The following is a 24,144-nucleotide window of genomic DNA, read 5'->3' on the forward strand; positions in this document are numbered from 1 at the left end:
GCACGGTGAAGGAGACGCTCGGCTCGGTGAACGTGCCGGTGGTCTGCGCCAACCAGCTGGTGAACCCGGGCGACATCATCGTCGCCGACGATGACGGGGTCTGCGTGGTGCGCCGCGAGGAGGCCGAAGCCGTTCTGGAAAAGGCCCGCGCCCGCGAGGCGGCCGAAGAGGACAAGCGCAAGCGGCTTGCCGCCGGCGAACTCGGCCTCGACATCTACAACATGCGCGGCCGCCTAGCCGAAAAAGGATTGAAGTATGTCTGAGGTGAGCGCCTACTCGCTTCCCGGACGTCTTCAGCTTTAAAATTACAGGACTTACGTTCCAATGGATAAAGATTATCTTCCGTTCCATCCCAACCCGTCCAAGCCGACGTTCAAGCTGCCGGCGGGTGCCGTTGACGCCCATTGCCACGTCTTCGGCCCGGCCGATGTGTTTCCTTACGCGCCCGAACGCAAGTACACTCCTTGCGATGCGCCGAAGGAAAAGCTGTTCGAGCTGCGCGACTATCTCGGGTTTGACCGCAATGTGATCGTGCAGGCCACCTGCCACGGCAAGGACAACCGCGCCCTGGTCGATGCGCTCAAGGCCGCCGGCGACAAGGCGCGCGGCATTGCCAGCGTCGGACCCGACATCACCGAGGCAGAGATTCAGGAAATGGATCAGGCCGGCGTGCGTGGCGTGCGCTTCAACTTCGTCAAGCGCCTGGTCGACAACACGCCCAAGGACGTGTTCCTCGGCATTGCGGAAAAGATCAAGCAATTCGGTTGGCACATCGTCGTCTATTTCGAGGCGCCCGATCTGGAAGACCTGACCCCGTTCCTGAAACAGCTTCCCACCACCATCGTCGTCGACCACATGGGCCGGCCGGACGTGACCAAGGGGGTCGACCACCCGGATTTCCAACGGTTCGTCAACCTGCTCCGGGACAACGACAACATCTGGACCAAGGTCACCTGCCCGGAACGTCTGACGGTCGCCGGCCCGCCCTATGACGATGTCGTCGACTTCGGCAAGGTTCTCGTCGAGCGCTTCCCGGACCGGGTCATCTGGGGCACCGACTGGCCGCATCCGAACATGAAATCCCACGTGCCGGACGACGGCATGCTCGTCGATTTCATTCCCCGGATCGCCCCCACCGAAGCCCTGCAAAAGGCACTCCTCATCGACAATCCGATGCGCCTTTACTGGGGCTGAGCACGCGGGATCCACGCGTCCGCCAGAAAAGACATGAGAAGCAATTTAGCCCGGACGCTCAGCGATCCGGGCTTTTTGTCGTAGCGGCCTGTATTTTCGCCGATTTCCCGCCCAACCGAGGAAGTAGGCAGTATAAGTTTTGCGTAACGGGTATTCATTCCAATACCCGCGCCCGGACCACTTGATTTAGGTCAAATCCGCACCTCTTCGCACCCGTGTATACATAACGAAAGCGTAGGAGGAAAAGGTCATGGACCAACCAGGATTTCACTATCACATCGACATTCCGGGCACGACGATCTTCGACGGCAAGCAGGCCATGAAGGGCTATGCGCTCAACAAGATGTGCTACTCGTTCAACAAGGCCGAGAACCGGGAAGCGTTCCAGGCCGATGAAGAGGCCTATATGGAAAAATACGGCCTGAACGATCAGCAGAAAGAAGCGATCCGCAAGCGCGACGTGCTCGGACTGATCGAGGCCGGCGGAAACATCTACTACCTCGCCAAATTCGCCGGCATCTTCAAGCTGTCGGTGCAGGATGTCGGCGGTCTGCAGACCGGAAAAACCACCGAGGAATTCAAGGAATTCCTCGCCAGCCAGGCATGAGGAGGACAGATCATGGCTAAGGTTCTCGGTGGCATCACCACCTCTCACATTCCCGCCGTCGGCAACGCGATCCAGAAGGAACTCTACGACGATCCCTACTGGAAGCCTTTCTTCGACGGCTATCCCAAGGTCCATGCCTGGATCAAGGAACACAAGCCCGACTACGTGATCAACATCTACAACGACCACGGCCTCGGCTTCTTTCTCGACCGGATGCCGACCTTCGCCATCGGCGCGGCGCATGAATACAAGAACGAGGATGAGGGCTGGGGTCTGCCGTCGCTCGATCCGTTCCCGGGCGCACCGGAGCTTTCCTGGCACATCATCGAATCCATGGTGGCCGACGAGTTCGACATCACCTCCTGCCAGGAACTGGCCGTCGACCACGGTTTCGTGGTGCCGATGCAGCTGTTCTGGCCGGGCGCCCCGCACCATCCGGACATGCCGCGGTGCGTGCCGATCTCGGCCAACACCGTGCAGCATCCGATCCCGACGCTGAACCGTGCGCTGAACTTCGGCAAGGCGCTCGGCAAGGCCCTGCGGTCCTTCCCGGAAGACGCAAAGATCGTCGTTCTCGGCACCGGCGGCCTGTCGCACCAGCTCGATGGCCAGCGGGCGGGCTTCATCAACAAGGAGTTCGACCAGTACTGCCTGGAAAACATCGTCCACAATCCGGAAGAGCTGACCAAGATCACGCGCATGGAGCTGGTCGAGAAGGCCGGCGCCCAGGGCACCGAATTCCTGATGTGGATGATGATGCGCGGCGCGCTCGGCGACGATGTCACCGAGATCACGCGTAACTACCACATTCCGATTTCCAATACCGCGGCCGGCACACTGCTGCTGGAATGCGCTGCCTGACAAGTCGGACTTTTGACAGGAAAAACGCCCGGAATTCTTTCCGGGCGTTTTTTGTCATCAGGCAATGGACCGAACGCGCCTGCTCCACATCGAAAATTTCACAAAATCAAAGCTCTATGGTGGCAACGACTTCGTTCCCGCATCCATGGTATTCGAGCGTATCGAAGCACAGGTTTCGCGCCACCAGAAGACCGCGTCCATTGGGCTGGTCCAGCGGCATTTCTCCGTTCAGGACCTTTTCGAAGTCGAACCCTTTCCCCTCGTCCTGAACCTTCAGCCAGACGTGAGACCCTGAGCATTTGAAGAACACCCGCACCACCCGGTCTCGGTAGGCCCCCAATCGCAGGCGTCGCTGAATTTCGTCGTCGATCTCCCCGCTCATGATCAGCTTCGCCTTGGTCTGCTGGTCGATCTCAAGATTGCCGTGCTCGACCGCATTCGACAGCAGTTCCCAGATGCCAAGGGACGCCTTTTCGGGACAAGGCGTGTTTGCCGCCAGCATTGTAGAAAGCTTCTCCGCCTCGCTGAGCGTGGTAATCTCGAACTCTCCGGAGACCAGACGACCGATGACCGGTTTGTTTTTCGATACATACTGCTGGATGGATTCAATCGGATTTGGCTTGTCCCCCATAGGCGACGCTCCCGTTTCAGGCTCCGTATCTTTCACGATCGTGGTCATTTTACACCTCCGTCAAATGCCTGGAGATGATCCTCACCGGGAACCGCGTTGCGATGGAACAACGAGATGATCGTCAGATCGTCATTCGGCTTCTGTTTGGCCTTGCGCTCAAGGTAGGATACGATTTCCGAAGGAAGGCGGCGGCAATCCATGCCCCGGCCCTTCAGGTTGACGAACTCCGCCAATCTTTCCGGGGTAAACACCTGCCTGGGCGGATCCGGCGTCTCTATCAGGGCATCGCTGTACAGGATCAGGCCGCCGCCCGGCGCAAACCGGCTGCGAACCTCCTCGTAGGTCGCCCCCTGGATCAGCCCCAGAGGATAGCCGGTACCGTCGATCAGGCGAAAGGGCTCGTGCGCAGTCGAGCCGGACAGAAGCTGCGACGGAACACCCGCCGATGCATGGACCACTTCGCCGGCGTCGAAGTCGATCACGGCGCAGAACATGGTGGCGAACTGGCCGATGGGCAGGACGGAACACAGGTATTCGTTCAGCTGCGCCATCCAGGCGGCCGGAGATTCCGCCAGTATCGTTCCGCTGGACATGAAAGTATGCAGCCGGAATGTATTGAGGGCGGAGCCCACGCCATGGCCGCTGAAGTCCGCGCTGAAGACCTTGAGTTTGCCGCTTCCGAGAGGCACCAGCCCCCAAAGGTCGCCACCCAGTCCCTGGGACGCTTCATAATGGCTGCCGATCGTAACCGGGAAGGCGGCCTCGATATCCGCGATGACCGCTTTCGACGGCAGCAGCGATTCCTGCATGGACCGGGCGAGCCGAAGTTCCTGGTCCATGTTTTTCTGGAATTCCGACAAGCGCTTGATCAGATAGAGATGGTCGAGATGAACCCGGATCCGGCCGATAAGTTCAAGCCGGTCGATCGGCTTGGTGATCAGATCTGTCGCACCGGCGGAAAAAACGGCTGAGCGGTCGTCAGACTTGTCCATGCCGGTCAGAACGAGGATCGGAATATCCTTGAAAGACGCATGTCCCCTCAGTCTCTGGCAGAGTTCGAAACCGTCCATGTTCGGCATGATCAGATCGGTCAGCACAATATCCGGCCGCCACTCCAGCGCCATCGCCAGGGCTTCCTGGCCATCGGACGCTTCGGAGATGTTCGTGAAGCCGTAATTGCGCAAATGGCGGGCAATGACCGTCAGCATCAACGGACTGTCATCGACAATCAGTATCCGCGCGTCGGCCACGCGGTTGGAGGAGGTCACATGATAATTGGGGCTGTTGCCCGCCGCGCCTTCGCCCCCGGATGCTGGCACCTGTGACACAGCGCTCCTACTCCACGACTTCCAGTATCTTGTCGAACTTGCCCATCTCGAGCAGGGTTTTCACATGCCCTCTCGGCGCCTTGAGACATAGGGACCAACCGTTCGTTTTCGCCGTGTCATGGGCAACCATGAACATGCCCAGGCCGGAGGAATCGATCGAGTTGAGATCGGAGAGGTCAAAGACACATTTCTTCGCCCCGGAACTGCTGACATCCTCGATCAGGGTCCGGAACATGGTGTGATCGGAAAACTCCATCCGGTCACTGAGCTTTGCCAGAAAGATATCTCCATCCAGGCTGGTATTCAGTTTCATTGCGCCTGCCCTCCCTTAGAACAATTCAATATCGTCATCGTCATCATCTGCTTTCGGCCCATTGTCGCCGTCTTCGATTGCTGCAACGGCTGCGAGGGACACCATCGGTTCGTTCGGAAGAAGCTCCGCAGCCAGTCGGCGACGGACGTCCTCGAGGCTGAACCTGTCGAGTATGCGACGAGCGAGGATTTCCCTTGGCGTCTGTCTCCGATCGTCCTGCGAAAAATCCGCCGACTGCCGGTCGAGTTCCTCCGCGGCCGAGGTCATTTCCTCGATCGCCCATTTGATGTTTTCAAGCGTCTGGGTGGTCCGGTCATGGAACTGCAGCCCGATGACAGCCGCCGAGATGTCGTTGGTGATTTCCTCGGTCGTGACCGCGGTCTTATGCAGCACCTCGGACATTTCGTTGTTCTGCCTGACCATGCAATCCACCATCTTCGTGAACCCCGCGTTGACCTCGAGGTTCTCGTTCGCCAGATCCATTTGGGCGATTTCCTCGACGAGCGCCTGGGTACCTTTCAGTCCGTGGGCGATCCCGCCGATCTGCTCCTTCAGATCGTTTGAAAGGGAATCCACGGTCTTCGCCAGCTCGCGCACCTCATCGGCAACGACGGCGAACCCGCGCCCGGCCTCGCCGGCACGCGCCGCCTCGATTTTCGCATTCAGGGCAAGCAGATTGGTCTGGCTGTTGATCTTTTCGATCTTGCCGATACTGCCTTCGACGTTGACCAGATCCTCATTGATGTCATTGAGCTTGTAGACCATCGACATGCCCCTGGACGACAGATGGACGATCTTCTCGATCAGCTCCGAGAGAATGTCGTTCAGCCCCGAGGCCAGGTCCGGCAGCGCAACCTTTTCTCCGTCGACCTCGACCGACTGGGCGATTTCCGACAGGTTCTGCACCGTCTGGGACTGCTCGCGAGAGCGGACTGCAATACTCTGAAACCGCCCGGTGACCTCACCGATATTCGTGTCGATGACGTTGCAGGTACCTTCGATTTCGCCGACGAGCGCGCGCAGGGCGACCCTCTGGGCATCGCTGAAGCCCAGCCAGTCCTGAAGAAGCTCCAGGGCGTCGACCCGAGAAGGGGGAAACTGTGCATCCGGATGGGAAGCCGTAGAGTTTAAATCTTCGGTCTCTTCTAACTCAAACACGACTTCTTCCTCAAATTGAAGCACGAGAAAATATTGCAACCTCTGTATTTAAAATTCGTATACCTGAAAAATATTATTTTCTATCACTACATAATATTACTATACTCTTATCTTGATCTTATTATCACTGGTACAAATAGCGAGTATTTCACGAGATATTTTCGAAAGAGGCAATTGAAACTCTACGGCATCCATCTCGAACGCAACCCTGGGCATTCCGTAGACAACGCATGATGCCTCGTCCTGCCCCAGCGTCCGTGCGCCCGATGCGCGCATTTTCTGGAGACCTGCGGCCCCGTCCTTGCCCATGCCGGTCAGGATCACTCCGACGGCATTTTGCCCTGCGTGTTTGGCCACGGAATCGAACAGGACATCGACGGACGGACAGTGACCGGTTACCGGCTCCTGTCCGCCAACCCTGCATATGTAGTTCGCGCCGTTGCGGCCCAGCCGCAAATGCTGATCCCCCGGTGCGATGTAGGCATGCCCCGGCAAAACGCGCGCGCCGTCCTGCGCTTCCGAAACCTGGATCGCGCACATGCGATCGAGGCGCCGGGCAAAGGTCGAAGTGAAGCTTGCCGGCATATGCTGCGTGATAAGGATTGCCGGACTATCGGCCGGCAGGGTGCTCAGGACACTGGTCAGCGCTTCCACGCCGCCGGTCGAGGCGCCGATCGCTACGATCTTCTCCGTCGACGAATATCCCCGCCCCTGAATTTCGAGGCGGGGTCCGGCCGGAGCCCGGGACGCGCTGGCCATGACATTAGCCCTGGCCGCGGTCTTGACCTTGGCGATCAGCTCGGCGCGCTTTTCCTCAAGACCGACCTGAATGTCCTGGGTCGGTTTGGCGACATAATCGACCGCACCGATTTCAAGTGCATGCAGCGTCGCGTCCGCACCGTGTTGCGTCAGGGTCGACACCATGACCACAGGCATCGGACGCAGGCTCATGATCTTCTTCAGGAACTCGATGCCGTCCATCCGTGGCATCTCGATATCCAGCGTGATCACATCCGGATTGAGTTCCTTGATTTTCTGGCGTGCCACAAGGGGGTCGGGAACCGCTCCAAGAACCTGGATCTCCGGATCGCTTGAAAGCATTTCGCTCAGCATCTGCCGGATCAGCGCTGAATCATCGACGATGAGGACGCGAACAGGTTTTGCGGTCATCCAGGAGCTCCTCAGCCAAACAGTTCGATGTCGCCTTCCACAGGCTCGATTCGCAGGGTCGACACGTATTCCTGCTCCTGGCGGACGAAGTTCCGTTCCGCGGTCGGTTTCTGAAGCAGGCGTTTCACGGCTCCGGTTTCCGGAAAGTAGTGAATCCGGCGGCCCCGGGCCCCGCCCAGGTCGTGCGCTGTAAGCCTTAGTCCCTCCTGGGCAAGATACTGCACGGCGAACTCGGAATTCTTGGTGCCGATCAAGGTCGGTCCGACATTGAGATTGGCGCCGCCGAACAGCTTGATTTCGAGATCCTCGCGCCGGCAACCCGACTTCAACACCTCGTTGATCAACGCTTCCATGGCAAAATTGCCGTAGCGCAAGGCGGCATTGATGCCGTTCCAGTCGGCCGTCTCGTTGTTGGGCAGCATAAAATGATTCAGGCCGCCGAAACCGGTGTTGGGGTCGCGAACGCAGGCCGCCACGCAGGAACCGAGTACGGTCACGATCATTTCGTCCCTTGCATCGGTGACGTAGTATGCACCCGGCAGCACGCGGACGGCCCACATGTTGTTTTTCGCATCGAAGGTCCGGCTCACGTTCGGACCCTCATGGGCATTGATCGGCGCCTCTTTCCGATGGGCCTGGCTGAGAGCGTGCATCACCCCTTCCTCCGGTAGACCGTGCGGCCTTTCAGTTCGAACTGAGACTGGACGTCGAGGAGTGTTTCCGAGTGTCCGATATAAAGCCAGCCACCCGGCCGCAGCATGTCGCAGAACCGGTCGATCAGCTTTGCCTTGGTCGGCTCGTCGAAATAGATCATGACATTCCGGCAGAAGATCGCGTCGAACGGCCCCCGCATCGGCCAGGGACCGAGCAGGTTGAGCTTCTTGAAGGCGATCAGGTCCCGTACACCGTCCGCCACCTGGAAACTGTCGCCGGCGCCCGGCGCCTTGCCGAAGAAACGGTTGCGGTATCCAGCCGGCAGGTCTGCGATGGACGATGCCGGATAAATGCCCGCCTTCCCCCTTGCGACCATCGTGGTATCCAGGTCCGACGCCAGGATCCTCGCATCCCAGGTTTTGAGGCGAGGCATGGCCTGGGTCAGGGTCATCGCAATCGAATAGGGTTCCTCGCCGGAGGAACATCCCGCCGACCAGATCCGTAGCCGGTTTTGCCCGGTCGAGGCCGCCAGATGGCTCACCTCCGGCAGGACCACCTCCTTCAGATGATCGAAATGATGGGTCTCGCGGAAGAATTTCGTCAGGTTGGTGGTGATCGCATTGATGAGAAAGCCGACTTCATCGGCGCCCTCGCGGCTCTTCAGCAGAGCACAATAATCCGAAAACCTGTTCAGCCTGAGTTCCCGCAGGCGCCGCGCCAGACGGGAATAGACCATGTTCTTCTTGTGGTCCTTCAGAACAATGCCGGTCTTTTCGTAAATCGTTGCTGAGAGAAACCGGAAATCCTTGTCGCCAAAGGCAAATTCCTGGCCGGACTGTTCATCCCTTGCCGTGACTGCAGACATACGACACCTCATGAAAAACCATTCCCGGCCGCACCGGCCGGGAATGGCTGCCGTCAGGCTTTGGCCTTAGAATTCCTTCCAGTCGTCGTCTTCTTCGAACGCGGACTGCAGATCGGCCTGCATGGAGGCCACCGCCGCAGCCCCACCACCATTTACGCGCATGGTCCTGTCCGGCCGGACAGCAACGGGACGTTTCGGCTGTACCGCTACTGGACGGCTGGGCGCCATTCCCGCCGTGGTGCCGGCCCGGAAGAACGACATTCTCTGGTGCATACTGGCGGCCTGCTCCTGAAGCATCCGGCAGGCGGCCGCATTTTCCTCGACCAGCGCCGAGTTCTGTTGGGTCATCTCGTCCATCTGGCTGATGGCCTTGTTGATTTCCTCAACCCCGGTTGCCTGCTCGCGGCTGGCGGCTGCGATTTCCGAGACGATATCGGTTACACGCTTCACCGATTCCACGATTTCCGTCAGCGACGTACCGGCATTGTTGACCAGGGTCACGCCGTCCTTCACCTGGGATCCGCTTGCCACGATCAGCGCCTTGATGTCTTTCGCAGCTTCCGACGACCGCTGCGCCAGCGAGCGCACCTCCGAGGCCACGACCGCAAAGCCCTTGCCCGCATCGCCCGCACGGGCCGCTTCCACCGCCGCGTTCAGGGCAAGCAGATTGGTCTGGAACGCAATCTCGTCGATCACACCGGTGATATCGGAAATCTTCTGCGAGGAATCTTCGATCTGGGACATCGCAGTCACCGCCTTGCCGACGACCTCGCCGCCATCGGAAGCAACAGTGCGGGCGCTGATCGCGAGTTGGTTCGCCTGCTGGGCGTTATCCGCATTCTGCTTGATCGTGGAGGCGATCTCTTCCATCGAAGCCGCCGTTTCCTGCAGGTTGGACGCCTGCTGTTCCGTGCGCTGCGACAGGTCGTTGGTGCCGGACGTGATTTCGGCCGATGCGTTGGTAACCTCGTTCGCGCTGACGCTGACCTCGGTGACGATTTCGCTCAGCTGTTCCGCGGTCCGGTTGAGACGGTTCTTCAGATCCTCGAAGCTGCCGGCATAGGATCTCTCGATCCGCTTGGTCAGGTCGCCGGAAGCGATAGCCTCCAGGTTGGTATTCACATCGTCAAGCGCTTCACCGGTGGTTTCGCACAATCGGTTCATGGCTTCCGCCAGGTTGCGCATGAAACCGGTCTTGCCCTCCAGGGAGATCCGTTCGGCAAAGTTGCCGTTCACCGCCGCGGTGACCATGTTGTCGATCTCGGACTCGACCGCCCGTTCCTGCGTGACGTCCTTCCACTCGACAACGGAGCCCAGCCTGTTGCCGTCGGAGTCCATGACCGGATTGGCAATCAGGTCGAATTTTCGCCCGGCGACAGAAATGCTGGTGTTATAGGTGGAAGACAGCCGCTCCAGCATGCCGCGCTGATGGGCCGGGTTCTTGTGGAACACATCGATGTTCTGCCCCACGAGCCGGCTGGAATCGAACTGGGACAGTTCCTTGCGCAGATCGCTTTCCGCTTCCTTCATCATCTCTGTAACGCTGTCGTTCATGTAGACGATGTTGAAGTTGTTGTCGGCGACCATCACGTTGGTGGTGCAATTGTCCAGCGCCACCTTGATGCGCATATTGTCCTCGAAGGCTTTTTTCATTTCCCGCTCACGCTTGTCCTCGTGAGTCCGGTCGGCCCACTCGACCACGGTGCCGATGCGCGTGCCGTCGTCGTCGAAGACAGGGGTCGCGATAAGATCGAAGATCAGATCGCCGATATGAAGCGTTGTCTGGTAGGGTTTGACCAGACCGTCCAGAAGCCGGCGCTGATGCGCGGGGTTCTTGTGGAAGATGTCGATGTTGGCACTGATCAGCTTCTTGGAATCGAACTGCGGCAATTCCTGACGCAGCTCGGTTTCCACCTCGCCCAGCATCTTGCCGAGAGATTCATTCAGGTACACGATGTTGTAGTTGTCGTCGGCGACCATCACGTTGGTCGTGCACCGGTCCAGCGCCACCTTGATGCGCTGGAAACCGAAACCTCGTTCCTTGATGGCCTGGATATGACGGGCCAGCACGCCGAATTCGTCGGTTCGGTCGATGCCCGGAATTTCCACATTGGCCTCGCCGTTCGCAATCCGTCCGATCGCTTCCGACATGCTGGCAAGCGGCCCGGTGATGGAACGCACCGTGAAATAGGCAATGGCCCCGGACAGAAGCAAGTCGATCACCACGATACCGAGATCCACGAAGATCTCGGACCCCTGGGCGCCGTTTGCGATTGCCGTGGCAACGGTCGAGCCAACCAGGATCAGGGCGATCGCCCCAAAGCCTGTGATGAGCCGTTTCATGATACTCATTCCGGAAAATATCCTGGGCATTTTCTAACCCCCGTTCTGGAAGCGTTTCGGCGAAGGGACGCCGGGATTTGGTTAAGCGGCTATTTCGCCCGATGCGGCGATGTCCCCGCGCTGGAACAGTTTTTCGAGTGAAAGCAGAACGACCATGTTCTCTTCGACCGTGATGATCCCGGAGAGAAACTCCGCGGCCGCAATGCGTTCCATGTCAGGCACCGGCCGGATCTGATCTTCATGAACCGTCAGGATGTCGGACACCGCATCCACCAGGAGGCCGATGGTTCGCTCCTTGACGCTCGCGATAATCACAACGTGATAGGGCGTGGCCACCGTCCCCCCCATCCCGAACCGGCGGCGCAGGTCGAAGGTCGGAACGATGGTCCCGCGCAGGTTCATCACACCGAGATTGTAATCGGGCTGGTTCGGCAGAGGTGCCGTTTCCGTCCATCCCTTGATTTCCCGGACAGCCATGATGTCGATGGCGAACTCCTCGTCGCCGACCCTGAAGCTGATGAATTGCCGCGTGTTCGGCTGGTTGATCTCCACGGCTTCGGAGGCATCGGCTTCCTGATCTATTCCGTCGATGTGGTCGTCCATTTCTCCCCCTTCCCTATCCGGTCTGTGCCATCGCCGCCTGCGGCGCGTCATCGCGTGGGACGCCCGGCGTATGTGTTGAAGTTTCGTGCAGGTGATGTCTGCCGTTCGTGCGCGGACCGTCGCCACGGCCGGACATGGTCCGCAATTGCTCGATGTCCAGGATGAGCGCGACCTTGCCGTTGCCGAGGATCGTCGCCCCCGACACACCGGGCACAGGATCGAAGTTTTCCTGCAGGCTCTTGATGACCACCTGCTGCTGACCGATCAGTTCATCGACCACGACACCGATCTTGCCGCCGTTGGCGGTTTCCAGAAGCACGACCAGGCCGTTCCACGGCTCCGTCACGGCGCCGGGAACATCGAACAGGCGGTGCAGATAAATGAGCCGGATGAATTCTCCCCGGATGGAAACGACTTCACCGCCGCCGGCAAGGACTCGCACCTGACCGCGTTCCGGCTGGAAGCTTTCCACGATGCTGGTCAGCGGCAGGATGTATTTCTCCCGGCCGACCGCAACCATCATGCCGTCGAGCACGGCAAGCGTGAGCGGGATCGTCAGCGTGAAGCGGGTGCCCTTGCCGAGGACGGACTGGACGCTGATACGACCGCCGAGATTGTTGATGTTCCGACGCACCACATCCATGCCGACGCCCCGGCCGGAGACATCGGTCACCGCCTTTGCGGTCGAGAACCCGGGCGCAAAGATAAGATCGTCGATCTCATCGTCACCCAGCTTGGCGTCGGCCGCCACGATGCCTTTTTCGACGGCCTTGTCGAAGAGTTTCCTGCGATCGATGCCGGCGCCGTCGTCGGTCACCTGAATCAGGATGTTGCCGCCGGCATGTTTGGCCGCAAGCTTGATCGTGCCGACCGGCGCCTTGCCCTTCTCCGTGCGGGTCCCGGCATCCTCCAGACCGTGATCGATCGCATTGCGGATCATGTGGGTCAGGGGATCGGCCAGTTCCTCGATCACGGTTTTGTCCACTTCGGTCTGTTCGCCGGTCGTCAACAGCCTGACCTGCTTGCCGACCTTGGCGGAAACCTCCCGGACAAGACGCGGCATTCTGGCAAAAACCGATTTGACCGGCTGCATCCGGATCGCCATGACGCATTCCTGGAGTTCCCGGATCAGGGTCGCCATTTCCTCATGACCCTGCGCGGCTTGAAGGCCTCCGGCTTCGTTCCGATCCGCTGCCTCCTGCGCCAGCATCGACTGGGTAATGACAAGTTCGCCGACCACGTTCACGAGCCTGTCGACCCGATCGAGATCGACCCGGATCGAGGTAATCCCCGTCGTGCCGGATCCGGCTTTCGTGACCGGCCCCTTGCCGTTTTGCGGCGCGGGAACCACCTTCGCCGGCGGTTTTGGAGATGCCAGCGGAACGGCGGCGGAGGCTTTTTGCGCAGATGGCGCGGCTGCAGCCGGCGCTTCCTCGGCCGCTACGGCGTTGTGTTGCGGATCTTCGTCCCGGCTGCCGGATATCGCGTCCGCATCCAGTCGGGTGATTTCGAGATCGCAGTCGTCTTCGACGAACTCGAAAACTTCCGCGATATCGCCCCTGGATTTGTCGGTAATCAGTTCAAAGGTCCAGCAGAGATAGGCATCTTCGGGCTCCAGGCTCCGAAGCGGCGGCAGGCCAGACACATCGCAGGCAACAGTCACCTCGCCGAGCGTCTTGAGTTCGCGCACCAGAAGCAGCGGCTCGTTCGCGTGGCGGAACAGTTCCGCATGAGGCTTGAAGCTGATCCGGAACCGGGACGTCCCGGCATCGCCGCCGGATACGTCCTCTTCCGGCAGGTCGGGGCCAACGGCCGGCGCGCCGTCGGCTGCGCCATCTTCCTCCATGATCAGTTCCAGCTCGTCGAGCACCTCCGAGCCGTAATCGTCGGCAAGCTCCTGCTCCATCTGCGCCGCCTCGACAAGGACCGCAAGGATGTCACCGGCATTGACGAGCGCGGTGATGACCCGTTCGCTCTGTTCGATCCTGCCTTCCCGCAGGAGGTCCAAAAGCGCTTCGTACTTGTGGGAGAAGGCCACCAGGCGGGTGTAATTGAAGGCGCCTGCGCCTGCCTTGATTGAATGAACGGCGCGAAAAATCGAATTCAGGGCTTCGCTGTCGGCGGTTTCCTCCTGCAGACAGCTCAACCGTTCGTCCAGATTGGTCAGCAGCTCATCGCATTCATCGAAGAATGTCTTGCGGAACTGCGCGAATTCGTCGCCGGTTATCTTGCCACCGCTCATTTGGTTTTATCCCGTAGCCAGTCAGGGGCAGACTTTGTTGACGACCTGGACAAGCTTGTCCGGCGTAAACGGCTTTACGATCCAGCCGGTCGCCCCGGCGGCCCGTCCGTCGGCCTTCTTCTGCTCGCCTCCTTCCGTGGTCAGTACGAGAATGGGTACTGATCGGTGCGCACCGCCGCCCCGCACGCGCTTGACGAGGGTCACCCCATCCATATTCGGCATGTTGATATCGGTGATGATCAGGTCGACGCTGGTCTTGTCGAGAACCGCAAGAGCATCCACACCGTCCGCGGCTTCCACCACTTCGAAGCCGGCTCCCTTCAGGGTGAAACTGACCATGTCGCGCATGGTTTTTGAATCATCGACCGTAAGAATCTTCTTTGCCATTTAACGAGAACTCCAACGCTTGAGATCTTCGGCCAACCCGAGATCTTCAAAGGCAAAAACCAGTGCCTGCGATGCATCGCGAAGATGGAAGGACCGCCCCTCGGCGGTAAAATCGCGCGCGGCGGCCAGCAAGATCTGCACAACCGGCGTGGAAACACGCTCGACCTTGCTGCCGTCTACGGTGACCTGATCGCTTGCCGACCCGACCTCGATCAAACCCTCCTTGAGGGAAGAAGCTCCGCCGATATCGAGAACGTCCGGCAACACGTAGGCACACGCCTTATTGTCAGAATCGTTACTCAATTCAGCCACCCCCCGGAAATTGAAATCTAGAACACCTGTCAATAATTACCATGTAAATATATCAAGATGCCCTAAAAGGACTTTGGAAATTCAAGCACTATAGGGTTTACAATGTGTTAATGGCCGGATTTGAACATTGTTATTTTCTACAATGTCGTTGTAAAATACCGTTTTTATCCTTAAACAAATCCAAATCAATAATAATAAACACTAATAGAGCGTATCATTTACATTTTCTTCACAGAAGAAGCCCAATAAATGACACAGATACACGCTTTAAGTGCATTAACAAATCATTGCATTAAACATAGTCGGCGAGATGCTGAAGGGCGAAATGAAGGAAAAAGCCAGCGAGCAAAAGCGTAATGCCGATCAGACATCCAAGGATGACGCATTATTCTCGGCGGACAACCGCTGGCAGGTCGCACTCGACACCGCAGGTATCGGCATCTGGGAAATCGATTTCGCGAAAAAACGCTGCTTCTACTCAGACACATTTTTCAAATTGCTCGGCAGAAAACCCGGATCTCTGGGAACGGAAATTGATGGCTGGCATGACCTGGTCCATCCCGACGACTGGCCGCGCGTTCAACGGACGTTCCTGACCAGTCTGTCAGACTTCGCGAAATCGGGAGAAATCAAGCGGCCCATCGACTGGATCTACCGCATGCATCACGCAGACGGGCACTGGCTTTGGCTTCTGAGCCGGACAACATCCGTTTCCGAACTCGCATCCGGACGGCCGACATGCCTGATCATCACCCATTGCGACATCACCGAACAAAAAAAGGCAAGGGATCAGATCCGGGAGGAGGAACGGCGGGCCACCTTTGCCCTGGACAATGCCAATCAGGCGATCTGGGACCTGGATCTCCAGCAGGGTAAGTCTTTCTACTCGCCAACCTGGCAGGCAATGCTCGGCTATGGCGAGGACGAAATTTCATGCGATCCGGAAGCCTGGAAGGCGCTCATTCATCCTGATGACCGAAACGCCGTCCTGGAGGCCGACCGGGCACACAAGGAAGGCAGAACCCCGGCCTTCGAGGCCGAATTCAGAATGCGTCACAAGGACGGCGGATGGATCTGGATTCTCGATCGGGGCAAGGTTGTTAGTCGCGATAAGGACGGCAACCCCCTGCGCATGATCGGAACCCATGCCGACATCACGCACCGCAAACGGGCGGAAGCCGAACTCAAGGTAGCCAGGGATGTTGCGGAAGCGGCATCGCGGACGAAGACGGACTTCCTGGCCAACATGAGCCACGAACTCCGCACACCTCTGACCAGCATTCTTGGGGTCACGGACCTGATCCTGTCCGAATTGGGCGATCAGTTGAGCGAACGCCATCTGTCGGCCTTGAGAATTCAGAAAGCGGCCGGCGATGCCCTTATGGCGCAGGTCGATGATATTCTGGACTTCGCCAAACTCGAGAACACCCGCCTCAAGATCGAAACGGTTCCGCTCGAACTTGCAGAACTGGCCGATGCCTGCCTGGCGATCGTGGCGAATGCGGCCGAAGCCGGAAACATCCGTCTCACGCGGAAATTCGGTGCCGGCCTCCCGAAATCGATCACAGGCGATCCGCGCAGGCTCCGGCAAATCCTCATCAATTTCCTCTCCAATGCCATCAAGTTCACGCCCGAAGACGGCAGGGTCCTTCTGGAGATTTCGGTGGAGCCGGACGGCCGCATCTGCTTTGCGGTGGAAGACACCGGGATCGGAATTCCCGAAGATCAGATTGCCACCATTTTCGATCGCTTCACCCAGGCGGACGCATCGACAACCCGCCGGCATGACGGGTCCGGACTGGGGCTCGCCATATGTAAGTCCCTGGTCGATCTGATGGGCGGCACCATCGGCGTCCGGACCGCACTCGGCGCCGGATCCACGTTCTTTTTCAGCCTCCCTCTTCAGATTGCCGAACCCGCGTCCGCGGAAGCTCCGGATACGATCGAAGACGGACGGCTGAAGGGCATGCACGTCCTTCTCGCAGAAGACAATGACGTCAACCGGAGGCTTATCCGGCTTGCCCTGGAAGCCGAAGATTGCAGCGTGACCGCAGTGGCCGATGGCCTGGCCGCGGTCCAGGCGATGGAGAACGGCAGTACAGGCAGCTTCGACGTGATCCTGATGGACATCCAGATGCCACAGCTGGACGGCGGCGAGGCGGCCCGGCTCATCCGGCAGATGCCCGCCGGCCGGACCGTGCCGATCATAGCCCTGACGGCGAATGTCTATGCAAGCGAGCAGGAGGAATTCCAGCCGGCCGCATTCGATGCCTGGCTCGCCAAGCCCGTCGACTGGCCGGCACTCTTCGGTGCCATGGCCGGGCTTACGACACCTGAAAGACCGATGCGCGGTTCCGCTGCACCTCAAAAGTTACAGCCGGCCCCTGAGGCTTCACACGAGACAACCACCTATTTCGAACCTGACAAACCGGATGACCTCATCGATCAGTTCGGCCCGGAAGAAACGGTGCGGCTGATCCTGATGCTCGAGGAGGAAATGACGACGCGAATCGCCACGATGCAGGAGCCCGACACCGACCTTGAAACCATCGGTGTCTCGGCCCACACCCTGTCTTCGTCGGCGGGGACTCTCGGCTGCAGGGAGGTATTCCGCCTCTGTCGCGACATCATGGCGGCTGCCAAAACGGATCGCCCCTCAACGATGGCACTTGTCAGCAATCTCTCCGCTGCGATCGGGACAACCCGCAGGTTGTTGGCGGATTACGTGGCGAGAAACACCTGAGCGAGAATGAACATCGTTCGAAGCCGGCTAAGCCGGCTCTATCAGGATTGCACGAAAGTCGTTGACGTTGGTCAGCGTCGGCCCGGGAACCACCTGATCTGCGAGCTTGCCGAAGAAACTGTGCGCGTCGTTGCAATCCAGCGCGGTTTGCGGATCGATCCCGAGCGCGGCCGCCCGATCCAGCGTCTGCGGATCGATCAGGGCCCCGGCCACCTCCGCCGCCCCGTCGACGCCGTCGGTGTCGCAGGCAATGGCGCGGATACCCGGCTTGCCGCCGAGCGCAAGCGCCAATGCCAGCGCATACTCAGCATTCGGGCCGCCGATGCCATCTCCCTTGCGGGTTACGGTCAGTTCGCCGCCGGACAAAAGCACAAGCGGCTGGTCGCCCGGTGCCATCTTCGACTGCCGTTCCAACGCCAGGGCGGCATGGTGCTTCGCCACTTCCCGGGCCTCGCCTTCCAGCGCATCGCCCAGGACCTCCACCCGGATCCCGGCCTCACGGGCAAGAGCGGCTGCAGCTTCCAGAGACTGGGACGGAGCAGCCACAATTCGGTTCTCGATCCGCGCAAGCTCGGGAGCGTCCGGTCTCAGAACGCCATTTCCGCTTCCCAGCACCTGAGCGACCGAGCCCGGCAGGTCGATATGCCATCTCTCCAGGATCTTGCGGGCGTCATTGGCCGTGCTGGCATCGCCGACCGTCGGGCCGGAACCGATGGAGGCCGGATCGTCGCCCGGAACATCGGAAATCAGCAGCGCCAGCATGCGCGCCGGATAGGCCGCAGCCGCCAGTTGCCCGCCTTTCACCCGGCTCAGGTGCTTGCGGACGATGTTCATCTGACCGATCGGCGCGCCCGAGGCCAGCAAGGCTTCGTTCACCGCCTGCTTTTCGGCAAGCGTAATCGGTTCGAACGGCGCAATCAGCAACGCGGATGCCCCGCCTGAAATCAGCGCCAGCACGAAATCGTCTTCGCCAAGGCCATCCAGCAGATCAAGCATACGCTTCGTCGCATCGAGCCCGGCCTGATCGGGAACCGGGTGCGCGGCTTCCACAATCTCGATCCCCTGGCAGGGACGCCCGTAGCCGTAACGGGTGATCACCAGGCCTTCGCACGGCCCCCATTCGGCCTCGACCGCTTCCGCCATCCGCGCAGACGCCTTGCCGGCACCGATGACCACCACCCTGCCCCCATGTCTGGCATCCGGTTTTTCCGGCAGATAGGCGGCAAGGCTGCGCATGGGATCGGCGACCTCGACCGCCTTGTCGAACAAGGCCCGCAGAAATTCGCGCGGATCGCCGGTCATTTTGCTTCTCCCCGGTTGACGGTCTCCGTCTTTAGTTACCGGAGCGGGCAGGCAAACGGCAAGCCCGTACGCTCGCGAAACGGTTCGCCCGTCAGAACGGCGAAGAAGATGAACCTATTTGATACCGGCCCGCATGAAGCTCTGGACGAACTGGCGCTGGAACAGCAGGAACGCGATCAGCAGCGGACCGGAGGTCATCAGGGTCGCAGCATTGATCACCGACCACTCGATGCCCGAATCGATGGCCGAAAAGATGCTGAGCCCAACGGTCACCGGCCGGGTGTCGACCGAGTTTGTCACGATGAGCGGCCACAGGAAATTGTTCCAGTGGTGACTGACGGAAACGAGACCGTAGGCAAGGTAGGTCGGCTTGGCGAGAGGGATATAGACCTTCCACAGGATCCCCATGAAGGACGCCCCTTCCACGCGGGCAGCCTCGTCCAGTTCCTTCGGCACGGTCATGAAGGTCTGGCGCAGCAGGAAGATGCCGAAGCCGGAGGCGATATAGGGAAGCGCGATCGCCGGGATCGTATCGACCAGATCGAGCATCCGCATGGTCTTGTAGTTTTCCACGATCAGGATGTCCGGCATGACCAGCAACTGGAGCAGAACCAGCGTGAAAAAGATCGAGCGGCCCGGAAACTTGAACCGGGCGAAGGCATAGGCCGCCAGCGTGCCGAGGAAGAACTGGCAGGCGAGGATCAGCGTCACCAGGATGAAGGTGTTCAGGAAATACCTTGCAAAGGGGGCTGACTGCCACGCCTTGACGAAGTTCTCCAGCGTCAGCGGCGCCGTCAGGACGAAATGGGCCTCGTAGGCCGCCGGGTGAAACGCCGTCCACACCGCATAGGCGAGCGGCAGGATCCAGACGATGCCCAGCGCCCAGGCGGCCGCCGTGTTCAGGACCCGATCGAGGGAAAACGCGGACCGGTTCATTTGTAGTGCACCTTGCGGTCGAAGAAGAAGAACTGGCCGATGGCGAGTGCGGACAGCAACACCAGCAGGACGACGGTCAGGGTCGCCGCATAGCCGGTTTCCCAAAATCGGAACGCAATCTCGTAGATGTAGAACAACAGCAGCGACGAGGCGTTGTCGGGCCCGCCGTCGGTCAGGATGAAGATATGGTCCACCAGCCGGAAGGAGTTGATGACCGCGTTGACCGACACGAACAGGGTCGTCGGCATGAGCAGCGGAAAGGTGATCTTCCAGAAGACTGTCCAGCGTCCGGCGCCCTCGATCTCGGCCGCTTCCTTCAGCGAAACCGGAATGGCCTGAAGGGCCGCCAGGTAGAAGATCATGAAGAACCCGGCCTCCTTCCAGATCGTGACGACCATGATCGCATTGAGCGCCGTTGCCGGATCGCCGAGCCAGTTCGTGTGGGTCGAGCCGAACAGGACGCTTGCAATCTGGTCGAACAGACCGAAGCCTGGCGTGTAAAAAAACAGCCAGATATTGGCGACGGCAATCAACGGCAGAACGGTCGGCGTGAAATAGGCCATCCGGACGAAGCTCCGGCCTGCGAGCTTTTCATTGACCCAGAGCGCCATGAGAATGGCGAGCCCGATGGAAACGGGAATAGTGCCGAGCGCGAACCACAGATTGTTCCAAAGGACCTTCCAGAAAACGGGGTCGTTGAAAAGCCGGTCGTAATTGGCAAGCCCCAGGAACTTGGCCGGACGGCGCCCGCGCGGCGTGGAGAAGAAGCTGTTGATCAGCGTGGTCACCGCCGGGACATGGGTGAAGGCGAACAGGAACACCATGGCCGGCAGCAACAGCAGCCAGCCGTAGATCCATTCCCGTTTCAACGTCCAGGCGCGCATGGTCCGTTCAACCTCGAATAAGCGTTCGTTCTTTATCTTCAAAAGCAGTCCTCGGAGAGTTTCCCCGGGATGGGACGACAGGACAGACAGCGGCAGGACCCTCTGCGCCCGTCATCCGGGCAGTCCCACCCCGGGGAAACCGGCAGGTCCGCGAAAACGCGGACCATGCAAACCGGAGGGTGACAGTGACCGCCACCCTCCGAAGTCGGCCTAGCGGTATTCCGCCAGGATCGCGTCGGCCTGAGCCTGGGCTTCCTTCAGCGCTGCTTCCGGGGTCTTCTGGCCGGTGATGGCAGCGGCAAGCGCATCGTTGAAGATGCTGGTGACGCGCTGGTTCTGATAGGTGGACAGCTCGGCCTTGGCGAATTCGAGCTGGTCGCGTGCAACGAGAACCTGCGGGAAGCCTTCCGCATATTTCTTCATGGTGTCGGTTTCCCAGGTTTCCGGCCGCGGTGCGACGTAACCGGTTGCCATGGTCCACTTGGCGGACTGTTCCGGCGCGGTGATCCACTTCACGAAGTCAACGGCCGCCTTGGTCTGCTCTTCGGACGCGCCCTTGAACAGGTAGAAGTTGCCGCCGCCGGTCGGTGCGCCGCGCTGCAGTTTCTTCGGCAGCATGCCGACGCCGAATTCGAACGGAGCGTTGTCGCGGACGTTGGTCAGGTTGCCGGTGGAGGTCCACATCATCGCGGTCTGACCTTCGAAGAAGGCCTTCGGCGTGGAGCCCCATTCGATGATGCCCGGAGCCATCACCTTGTCCTTGGTGCTGAGGTCGACCATGTACTGCAGCGCCTCGACCACTTTCGGGTCGTCGAAGTTGGTCTTGTTGCCTTCCGCATTGGCAAGGGTCACGCCGTTTTCGATCGCCAGACCCTGGAACAGCCAGTAGGGGAAACCGGAGGACGGAATGCGCACGCCCCACTGGGTGACATTGCCCGAAGCGTCGGTCTTGGTGAGTTTCTTGCCGAACACGACCATTTCTTCCCAGGTGGCCGGAGCCGTTTCAGGATCGAGACCGGCTTCCTTGAAGGCTTCCTTGTTCCAGTAGAGAACCGGCGTGGACCGCTGGAACGGAATGCCGTAGGTCTTGCCGCCGGTCTGGCTGTTTTCCATGAACGCCGGGTAGAAGCCGGCAATCCACTTCTTGTCTTCGTCGGAGGTCAGGTAATCGTCGAACGGTACGATCAGGTCTTCGTCGATCAGGGTGAACATGTCCGTGGACAGGATCACCGAAAGCTGGGGCGGGTTGCCGCCGCGCGATGCGGTGATCGCCTTGGCGACCGTGTCCTGGTAGGACCCGGCGTAGACGGCGTCGATGTTCACATCCGGATGCGCCTTGGCATACGCGTCGGTCAGACCCTGGATGGTTTCAGCGGCCTTGCCGCCGACGGCAACCGGGAAATAGAACTGCAGGTCAACAGCCTGGGCGGAGGCCCAGGTGCTGAATGAAAGCGCCGTTGCGGCAACGGCCTTCAAGAGAGTGGACTTCAACATCTCAAATCATCCTTGGTTTGAGCCCCGCAAGATTGCGGCTGTCCTGCGCCTTCCGGCACAGCTTTTCAGGAGCGCAACTGCGCTCCAATTTCGGAAATCAGATCGTCCCGGCGCCCGCCGGTGGCGTCGTCGAAGACATGCAGGTCCGCCACGTCGAACCCGAGCGACAGGGTCTCGCCAGGCGCAATCCGGCTGTCGCCGGACAGCCGCACCTGGAACGGCGCCGTGCCCAGCAGGCAGTCGGCCAGCGTGTCGGCGCCGAGATATTCCACCGTCTGGACCTGCGCCCGGATCGGGCCGTTTGCGTCGACCCGCATCGCCTCCGGACGGATACCGAGCTGCAGTGTTCCCGCTCCTGTGAGCCGGTCGAAGGCAGCCGCGGGCAGGAGGTTCATCGGCGGCGTGCCGATAAAGCGCGCGGCAAAGGGCGATACGGGTTCCGCGTAGAGCTCGCGCGGGCTGGCCACCTGTTCCAGGCGCCCCTGATTGAGCAGCACCACCTGGTCGGCCATGGTGATCGCCTCGACCTGGTCGTGGGTCACATAGACCATCGTGAAGCCGAGCTGCTGCTGCAGCGCACGGATTTCGACGCGCATCTCGTGGCGCAGTTTTGCATCCAGGTTGGACAGCGGTTCGTCCATCAGGCAGACCGGCTTCTCGCCGATGATGGCCCGGCCCAGCGCCACCCGCTGCTGCTGCCCGCCCGAGAGCTGCGCCGGTTTCCGGTCGAGATAGGGTGAGAGCCCCAGAAGGTCGGCGACCCGCTTCAGCCGGTCTGCGCGCTCAGCCTTCGCAACCTTGCGGACCTTCAGGCCGAACACGATGTTTTCCGCCACGTTCAGATGGGGAAACAGCGCATAGGACTGGAACACCATGGACAGGTCGCGCTGGGAGGACGGGCGCCTGGAGACGTCTTCCCCTCCGATCAGGATCTGGCCTTCGTCGACCGTCTCCAGTCCGGCGATCATCCGTAGCGTGGTCGACTTGCCGCAACCGGACGGGCCGAGCAGCGCGGTGAAGGATCCGGCCGGCACCCGGATGGACACACCGTCCACGGCACGCGTACCGGCCCACACCTTTGCGACGGCCTGCAATTCAATTGATTTGCCAGCTAATTTCCTGTCGAAGGACTTGTTCATTTCGCATCCTCCGGAGCGACGGCGATCCGCGAGCCGCTTTCCCGCAGAAGTTCGGCGACAGGGCCCGGAACGGTTTGGTCGGTGAAGATGGCGCTCACATCGCGGATATGACCGCCGCGAACATGGGCGCTGCGGCCGAACTTGCTGTGATCGAGCACCAGGAAGGATTTCCGGCAGTTGGAAAGGATCGACTGGCGGGCGGCGACCTCGTCCTCGTGAAAGTCGAGCAGCGTGCCGTCCTCGTCCACGCCGGCAACACCAAAGATCCCGACGTCGACCTTGTAGTTGGCGAAAAACTCCTGCGCCGAGGCGCCGAGGATATCCCGGTCGCCGTGGCGAAGCCGCCCGCCGGCGATGGTCACCTGGAACGTCGGATTGTTCGACGCACTGATGGCGACATTGAGGTTGTTGGTGAAGACGTGCAGGCTCTCGTGGCCGGCAAGCGCCTGCATGACGATTTCCGGGGTCGTTCCGATCGAGAAGGCAAGCGACTGGCCATTCGCGATTTCGGCGGCAACCGTCTTTGCGATCTGCTGCTTTGCCCCGAGATTGAGGATCTTGCGCGTATTGTAATGAATATTGGAAGCAGGGGCCGGAGGCTCGACCCCACCGTGCGTGCGCCGCAGAATACCCAGCTCGCACAACCCGTTGACATCCCGGCGGATCGTCTGGGTGGTCACATCGAACCGCTCGGCCAGTTCCTCGACCGACGCGAACCCCGCCTTTTGCACGAGATCCGTGATCTCCGCCTGTCTTTTTGTAATGTCTAGAGCGAGCTGCATGCGCAAGTCTGTCATCTCCATTTCGCCAAAACGGTCAAAATGGCGGCACGCGGTTCGCGGGCCGTCCGCATGCTGGTTAGCGCGCTCATATGAACCTTCTTAGACGTTCATATGAACATCCCATGACAGGGCTGCGCGCCCGCTCCTATAAATTGCGAGGCGAAAGGAATATGGTTTCAGGTGGTAGCCCTGAAGA

22 protein-coding genes and 1 pseudogene are annotated in these 24,144 nt (G+C 60.0%); 5 read left to right on the forward strand and 18 right to left on the reverse strand.

Going from position 1 to position 24,144, the window contains the following annotated elements; translation table 11 throughout:
• From ACN0SO_RS12795 to ACN0SO_RS12810, 4 genes and pseudogenes are all read left to right on the forward strand, one after another.
• Positions 1–263 (forward strand): annotated as a pseudogene (locus ACN0SO_RS12795) (4-carboxy-4-hydroxy-2-oxoadipate aldolase/oxaloacetate decarboxylase); the annotation flags it as partial.
• Between the two features lie 61 nt (positions 264–324).
• Positions 325–1,194 (forward strand): amidohydrolase family protein, encoded by an 870-nt coding sequence (locus ACN0SO_RS12800; protein WP_417678235.1) that lies wholly within the window; start codon positions 325–327, stop codon positions 1,192–1,194.
• 250 nt (positions 1,195–1,444) lie between these two features.
• Positions 1,445–1,801 (forward strand): protocatechuate 4,5-dioxygenase subunit alpha, encoded by a 357-nt coding sequence (locus ACN0SO_RS12805; RefSeq protein ID WP_417678237.1) that lies wholly within the window; start codon positions 1,445–1,447, stop codon positions 1,799–1,801.
• Positions 1,802–1,813: 12 nt separating this feature from the next.
• Positions 1,814–2,662 carry a class III extradiol dioxygenase family protein gene (locus tag ACN0SO_RS12810; RefSeq protein ID WP_417678239.1) on the forward strand — a complete coding sequence of 283 codons (849 nt, stop codon included), beginning with the start codon at positions 1,814–1,816 and terminating at the stop codon, positions 2,660–2,662.
• 106 nt (positions 2,663–2,768) lie between these two features.
• On the opposite strand, the gene ACN0SO_RS12815 is transcribed toward ACN0SO_RS12810, so the two are convergent.
• From ACN0SO_RS12815 to ACN0SO_RS12870, 12 genes are all read right to left on the reverse strand, one after another.
• A complete protein-coding gene (locus ACN0SO_RS12815) occupies positions 2,769–3,341 on the reverse strand; it encodes an ATP-binding protein (RefSeq protein WP_417678241.1) in 573 nt (190 codons plus the stop codon).
• Positions 3,338–4,612 carry a PP2C family protein-serine/threonine phosphatase gene (locus tag ACN0SO_RS12820; RefSeq protein WP_417678243.1) on the reverse strand — a complete coding sequence of 425 codons (1,275 nt, stop codon included), beginning with the start codon at positions 4,610–4,612 and terminating at the stop codon, positions 3,338–3,340. The genes ACN0SO_RS12815 and ACN0SO_RS12820 overlap by 4 nt, the downstream gene beginning before the upstream one ends.
• A gap of 16 nt (positions 4,613–4,628) precedes the next feature.
• A complete protein-coding gene (locus ACN0SO_RS12825; RefSeq protein WP_417678245.1) occupies positions 4,629–4,934 on the reverse strand; it encodes an STAS domain-containing protein in 306 nt (101 codons plus the stop codon).
• Between the two features lie 15 nt (positions 4,935–4,949).
• On the reverse strand, positions 4,950–6,092 hold the full coding sequence (locus ACN0SO_RS12830) for a methyl-accepting chemotaxis protein (RefSeq protein WP_417678247.1): 1,143 nt from the start codon (positions 6,090–6,092) through the stop codon (positions 4,950–4,952).
• Between the two features lie 99 nt (positions 6,093–6,191).
• Entirely contained in the window at positions 6,192–7,262 is a 1,071-nt protein-coding gene (locus tag ACN0SO_RS12835) for a protein-glutamate methylesterase/protein-glutamine glutaminase (protein ID WP_417678249.1), read from the reverse strand.
• Between the two features lie 11 nt (positions 7,263–7,273).
• Positions 7,274–7,915, reverse strand: a complete 642-nt coding sequence (locus ACN0SO_RS12840) for a chemoreceptor glutamine deamidase CheD (RefSeq protein ID WP_417678251.1) — start codon at positions 7,913–7,915, stop codon at positions 7,274–7,276.
• Positions 7,915–8,781, reverse strand: a complete 867-nt coding sequence (locus ACN0SO_RS12845) for a CheR family methyltransferase (RefSeq protein WP_417678253.1) — start codon at positions 8,779–8,781, stop codon at positions 7,915–7,917. The genes ACN0SO_RS12840 and ACN0SO_RS12845 overlap by 1 nt, the downstream gene beginning before the upstream one ends.
• A gap of 66 nt (positions 8,782–8,847) precedes the next feature.
• A complete protein-coding gene (locus ACN0SO_RS12850; RefSeq protein ID WP_417678255.1) occupies positions 8,848–11,124 on the reverse strand; it encodes a methyl-accepting chemotaxis protein in 2,277 nt (758 codons plus the stop codon).
• A gap of 81 nt (positions 11,125–11,205) precedes the next feature.
• A complete protein-coding gene (locus ACN0SO_RS12855; RefSeq protein WP_417678257.1) occupies positions 11,206–11,727 on the reverse strand; it encodes a chemotaxis protein CheW in 522 nt (173 codons plus the stop codon).
• 13 nt (positions 11,728–11,740) lie between these two features.
• A complete protein-coding gene (locus tag ACN0SO_RS12860) occupies positions 11,741–13,969 on the reverse strand; it encodes a chemotaxis protein CheA (RefSeq protein ID WP_417678259.1) in 2,229 nt (742 codons plus the stop codon).
• Positions 13,970–13,990: 21 nt separating this feature from the next.
• Entirely contained in the window at positions 13,991–14,356 is a 366-nt protein-coding gene (locus ACN0SO_RS12865; RefSeq protein WP_417678261.1) for a response regulator, read from the reverse strand.
• On the reverse strand, positions 14,357–14,659 hold the full coding sequence (locus tag ACN0SO_RS12870) for an STAS domain-containing protein (protein WP_417678263.1): 303 nt from the start codon (positions 14,657–14,659) through the stop codon (positions 14,357–14,359). It abuts the gene before it with no gap.
• A 334-nt stretch (positions 14,660–14,993) separates the two neighbouring features.
• Here ACN0SO_RS12870 and ACN0SO_RS12875 point away from each other — a divergent pair, with 334 nt between their 5' ends.
• Positions 14,994–17,411: a PAS domain-containing protein gene (locus ACN0SO_RS12875; RefSeq protein ID WP_417678265.1), complete on the forward strand. Its 2,418-nt coding sequence runs from the start codon at positions 14,994–14,996 to the stop codon at positions 17,409–17,411.
• 27 nt (positions 17,412–17,438) lie between these two features.
• Here ACN0SO_RS12875 and ACN0SO_RS12880 read toward each other — a convergent pair whose 3' ends face one another.
• From ACN0SO_RS12880 to ACN0SO_RS12905, 6 genes are all read right to left on the reverse strand, one after another.
• Positions 17,439–18,713: a glycerate kinase type-2 family protein gene (locus ACN0SO_RS12880; RefSeq protein WP_417678267.1), complete on the reverse strand. Its 1,275-nt coding sequence runs from the start codon at positions 18,711–18,713 to the stop codon at positions 17,439–17,441.
• A gap of 114 nt (positions 18,714–18,827) precedes the next feature.
• Positions 18,828–19,649 (reverse strand): carbohydrate ABC transporter permease, encoded by an 822-nt coding sequence (locus ACN0SO_RS12885; protein ID WP_417678269.1) that lies wholly within the window; start codon positions 19,647–19,649, stop codon positions 18,828–18,830.
• Entirely contained in the window at positions 19,646–20,533 is an 888-nt protein-coding gene (locus tag ACN0SO_RS12890) for a carbohydrate ABC transporter permease (protein WP_417678271.1), read from the reverse strand. Before ACN0SO_RS12890 ends, ACN0SO_RS12885 begins: the two co-directional genes overlap by 4 nt.
• 210 nt (positions 20,534–20,743) lie before the next feature.
• Positions 20,744–22,027 (reverse strand): ABC transporter substrate-binding protein, encoded by a 1,284-nt coding sequence (locus ACN0SO_RS12895; protein WP_417678273.1) that lies wholly within the window; start codon positions 22,025–22,027, stop codon positions 20,744–20,746.
• A 65-nt stretch (positions 22,028–22,092) separates the two neighbouring features.
• Positions 22,093–23,166, reverse strand: a complete 1,074-nt coding sequence (locus tag ACN0SO_RS12900) for an ABC transporter ATP-binding protein (RefSeq protein WP_417678275.1) — start codon at positions 23,164–23,166, stop codon at positions 22,093–22,095.
• A complete protein-coding gene (locus ACN0SO_RS12905; protein ID WP_417678277.1) occupies positions 23,163–23,963 on the reverse strand; it encodes a DeoR/GlpR family DNA-binding transcription regulator in 801 nt (266 codons plus the stop codon). The genes ACN0SO_RS12900 and ACN0SO_RS12905 overlap by 4 nt, the downstream gene beginning before the upstream one ends.
• Positions 23,964–24,144 lie beyond the last annotated feature (181 nt).

The organism is Roseibium sp. (assembly GCF_048260565.1).
Lineage (GTDB): Bacteria > Pseudomonadota > Alphaproteobacteria > Rhizobiales > Stappiaceae > Roseibium.

Coding starts and splice junctions, on each gene's coding strand:
- ACN0SO_RS12800 (WP_417678235.1), top strand. CDS start 325: ATGGATAAAGATTATCTTCCGTTCCATCCCAACCCGTCCAAGCCGACG.
- ACN0SO_RS12805 (WP_417678237.1), top strand. CDS start 1,445: ATGGACCAACCAGGATTTCACTATCACATCGACATTCCGGGCACGACG.
- ACN0SO_RS12810 (WP_417678239.1), top strand. CDS start 1,814: ATGGCTAAGGTTCTCGGTGGCATCACCACCTCTCACATTCCCGCCGTC.
- ACN0SO_RS12815 (WP_417678241.1), bottom strand. CDS start 3,341: ATGACCACGATCGTGAAAGATACGGAGCCTGAAACGGGAGCGTCGCCT.
- ACN0SO_RS12825 (WP_417678245.1), bottom strand. CDS start 4,934: ATGAAACTGAATACCAGCCTGGATGGAGATATCTTTCTGGCAAAGCTC.
- ACN0SO_RS12835 (WP_417678249.1), bottom strand. CDS start 7,262: ATGACCGCAAAACCTGTTCGCGTCCTCATCGTCGATGATTCAGCGCTG.
- ACN0SO_RS12840 (WP_417678251.1), bottom strand. CDS start 7,915: ATGCACGCTCTCAGCCAGGCCCATCGGAAAGAGGCGCCGATCAATGCC.
- ACN0SO_RS12845 (WP_417678253.1), bottom strand. CDS start 8,781: ATGTCTGCAGTCACGGCAAGGGATGAACAGTCCGGCCAGGAATTTGCC.
- ACN0SO_RS12850 (WP_417678255.1), bottom strand. CDS start 11,124: ATGAAACGGCTCATCACAGGCTTTGGGGCGATCGCCCTGATCCTGGTT.
- ACN0SO_RS12855 (WP_417678257.1), bottom strand. CDS start 11,727: ATGGACGACCACATCGACGGAATAGATCAGGAAGCCGATGCCTCCGAA.
- ACN0SO_RS12860 (WP_417678259.1), bottom strand. CDS start 13,969: ATGAGCGGTGGCAAGATAACCGGCGACGAATTCGCGCAGTTCCGCAAG.
- ACN0SO_RS12865 (WP_417678261.1), bottom strand. CDS start 14,356: ATGGCAAAGAAGATTCTTACGGTCGATGATTCAAAAACCATGCGCGAC.
- ACN0SO_RS12875 (WP_417678265.1), top strand. CDS start 14,994: ATGAAGGAAAAAGCCAGCGAGCAAAAGCGTAATGCCGATCAGACATCC.
- ACN0SO_RS12880 (WP_417678267.1), bottom strand. CDS start 18,713: ATGACCGGCGATCCGCGCGAATTTCTGCGGGCCTTGTTCGACAAGGCG.
- ACN0SO_RS12885 (WP_417678269.1), bottom strand. CDS start 19,649: ATGAACCGGTCCGCGTTTTCCCTCGATCGGGTCCTGAACACGGCGGCC.
- ACN0SO_RS12890 (WP_417678271.1), bottom strand. CDS start 20,533: ATGCGCGCCTGGACGTTGAAACGGGAATGGATCTACGGCTGGCTGCTG.
- ACN0SO_RS12895 (WP_417678273.1), bottom strand. CDS start 22,027: ATGTTGAAGTCCACTCTCTTGAAGGCCGTTGCCGCAACGGCGCTTTCA.
- ACN0SO_RS12900 (WP_417678275.1), bottom strand. CDS start 23,166: ATGAACAAGTCCTTCGACAGGAAATTAGCTGGCAAATCAATTGAATTG.
- ACN0SO_RS12905 (WP_417678277.1), bottom strand. CDS start 23,963: ATGACAGACTTGCGCATGCAGCTCGCTCTAGACATTACAAAAAGACAG.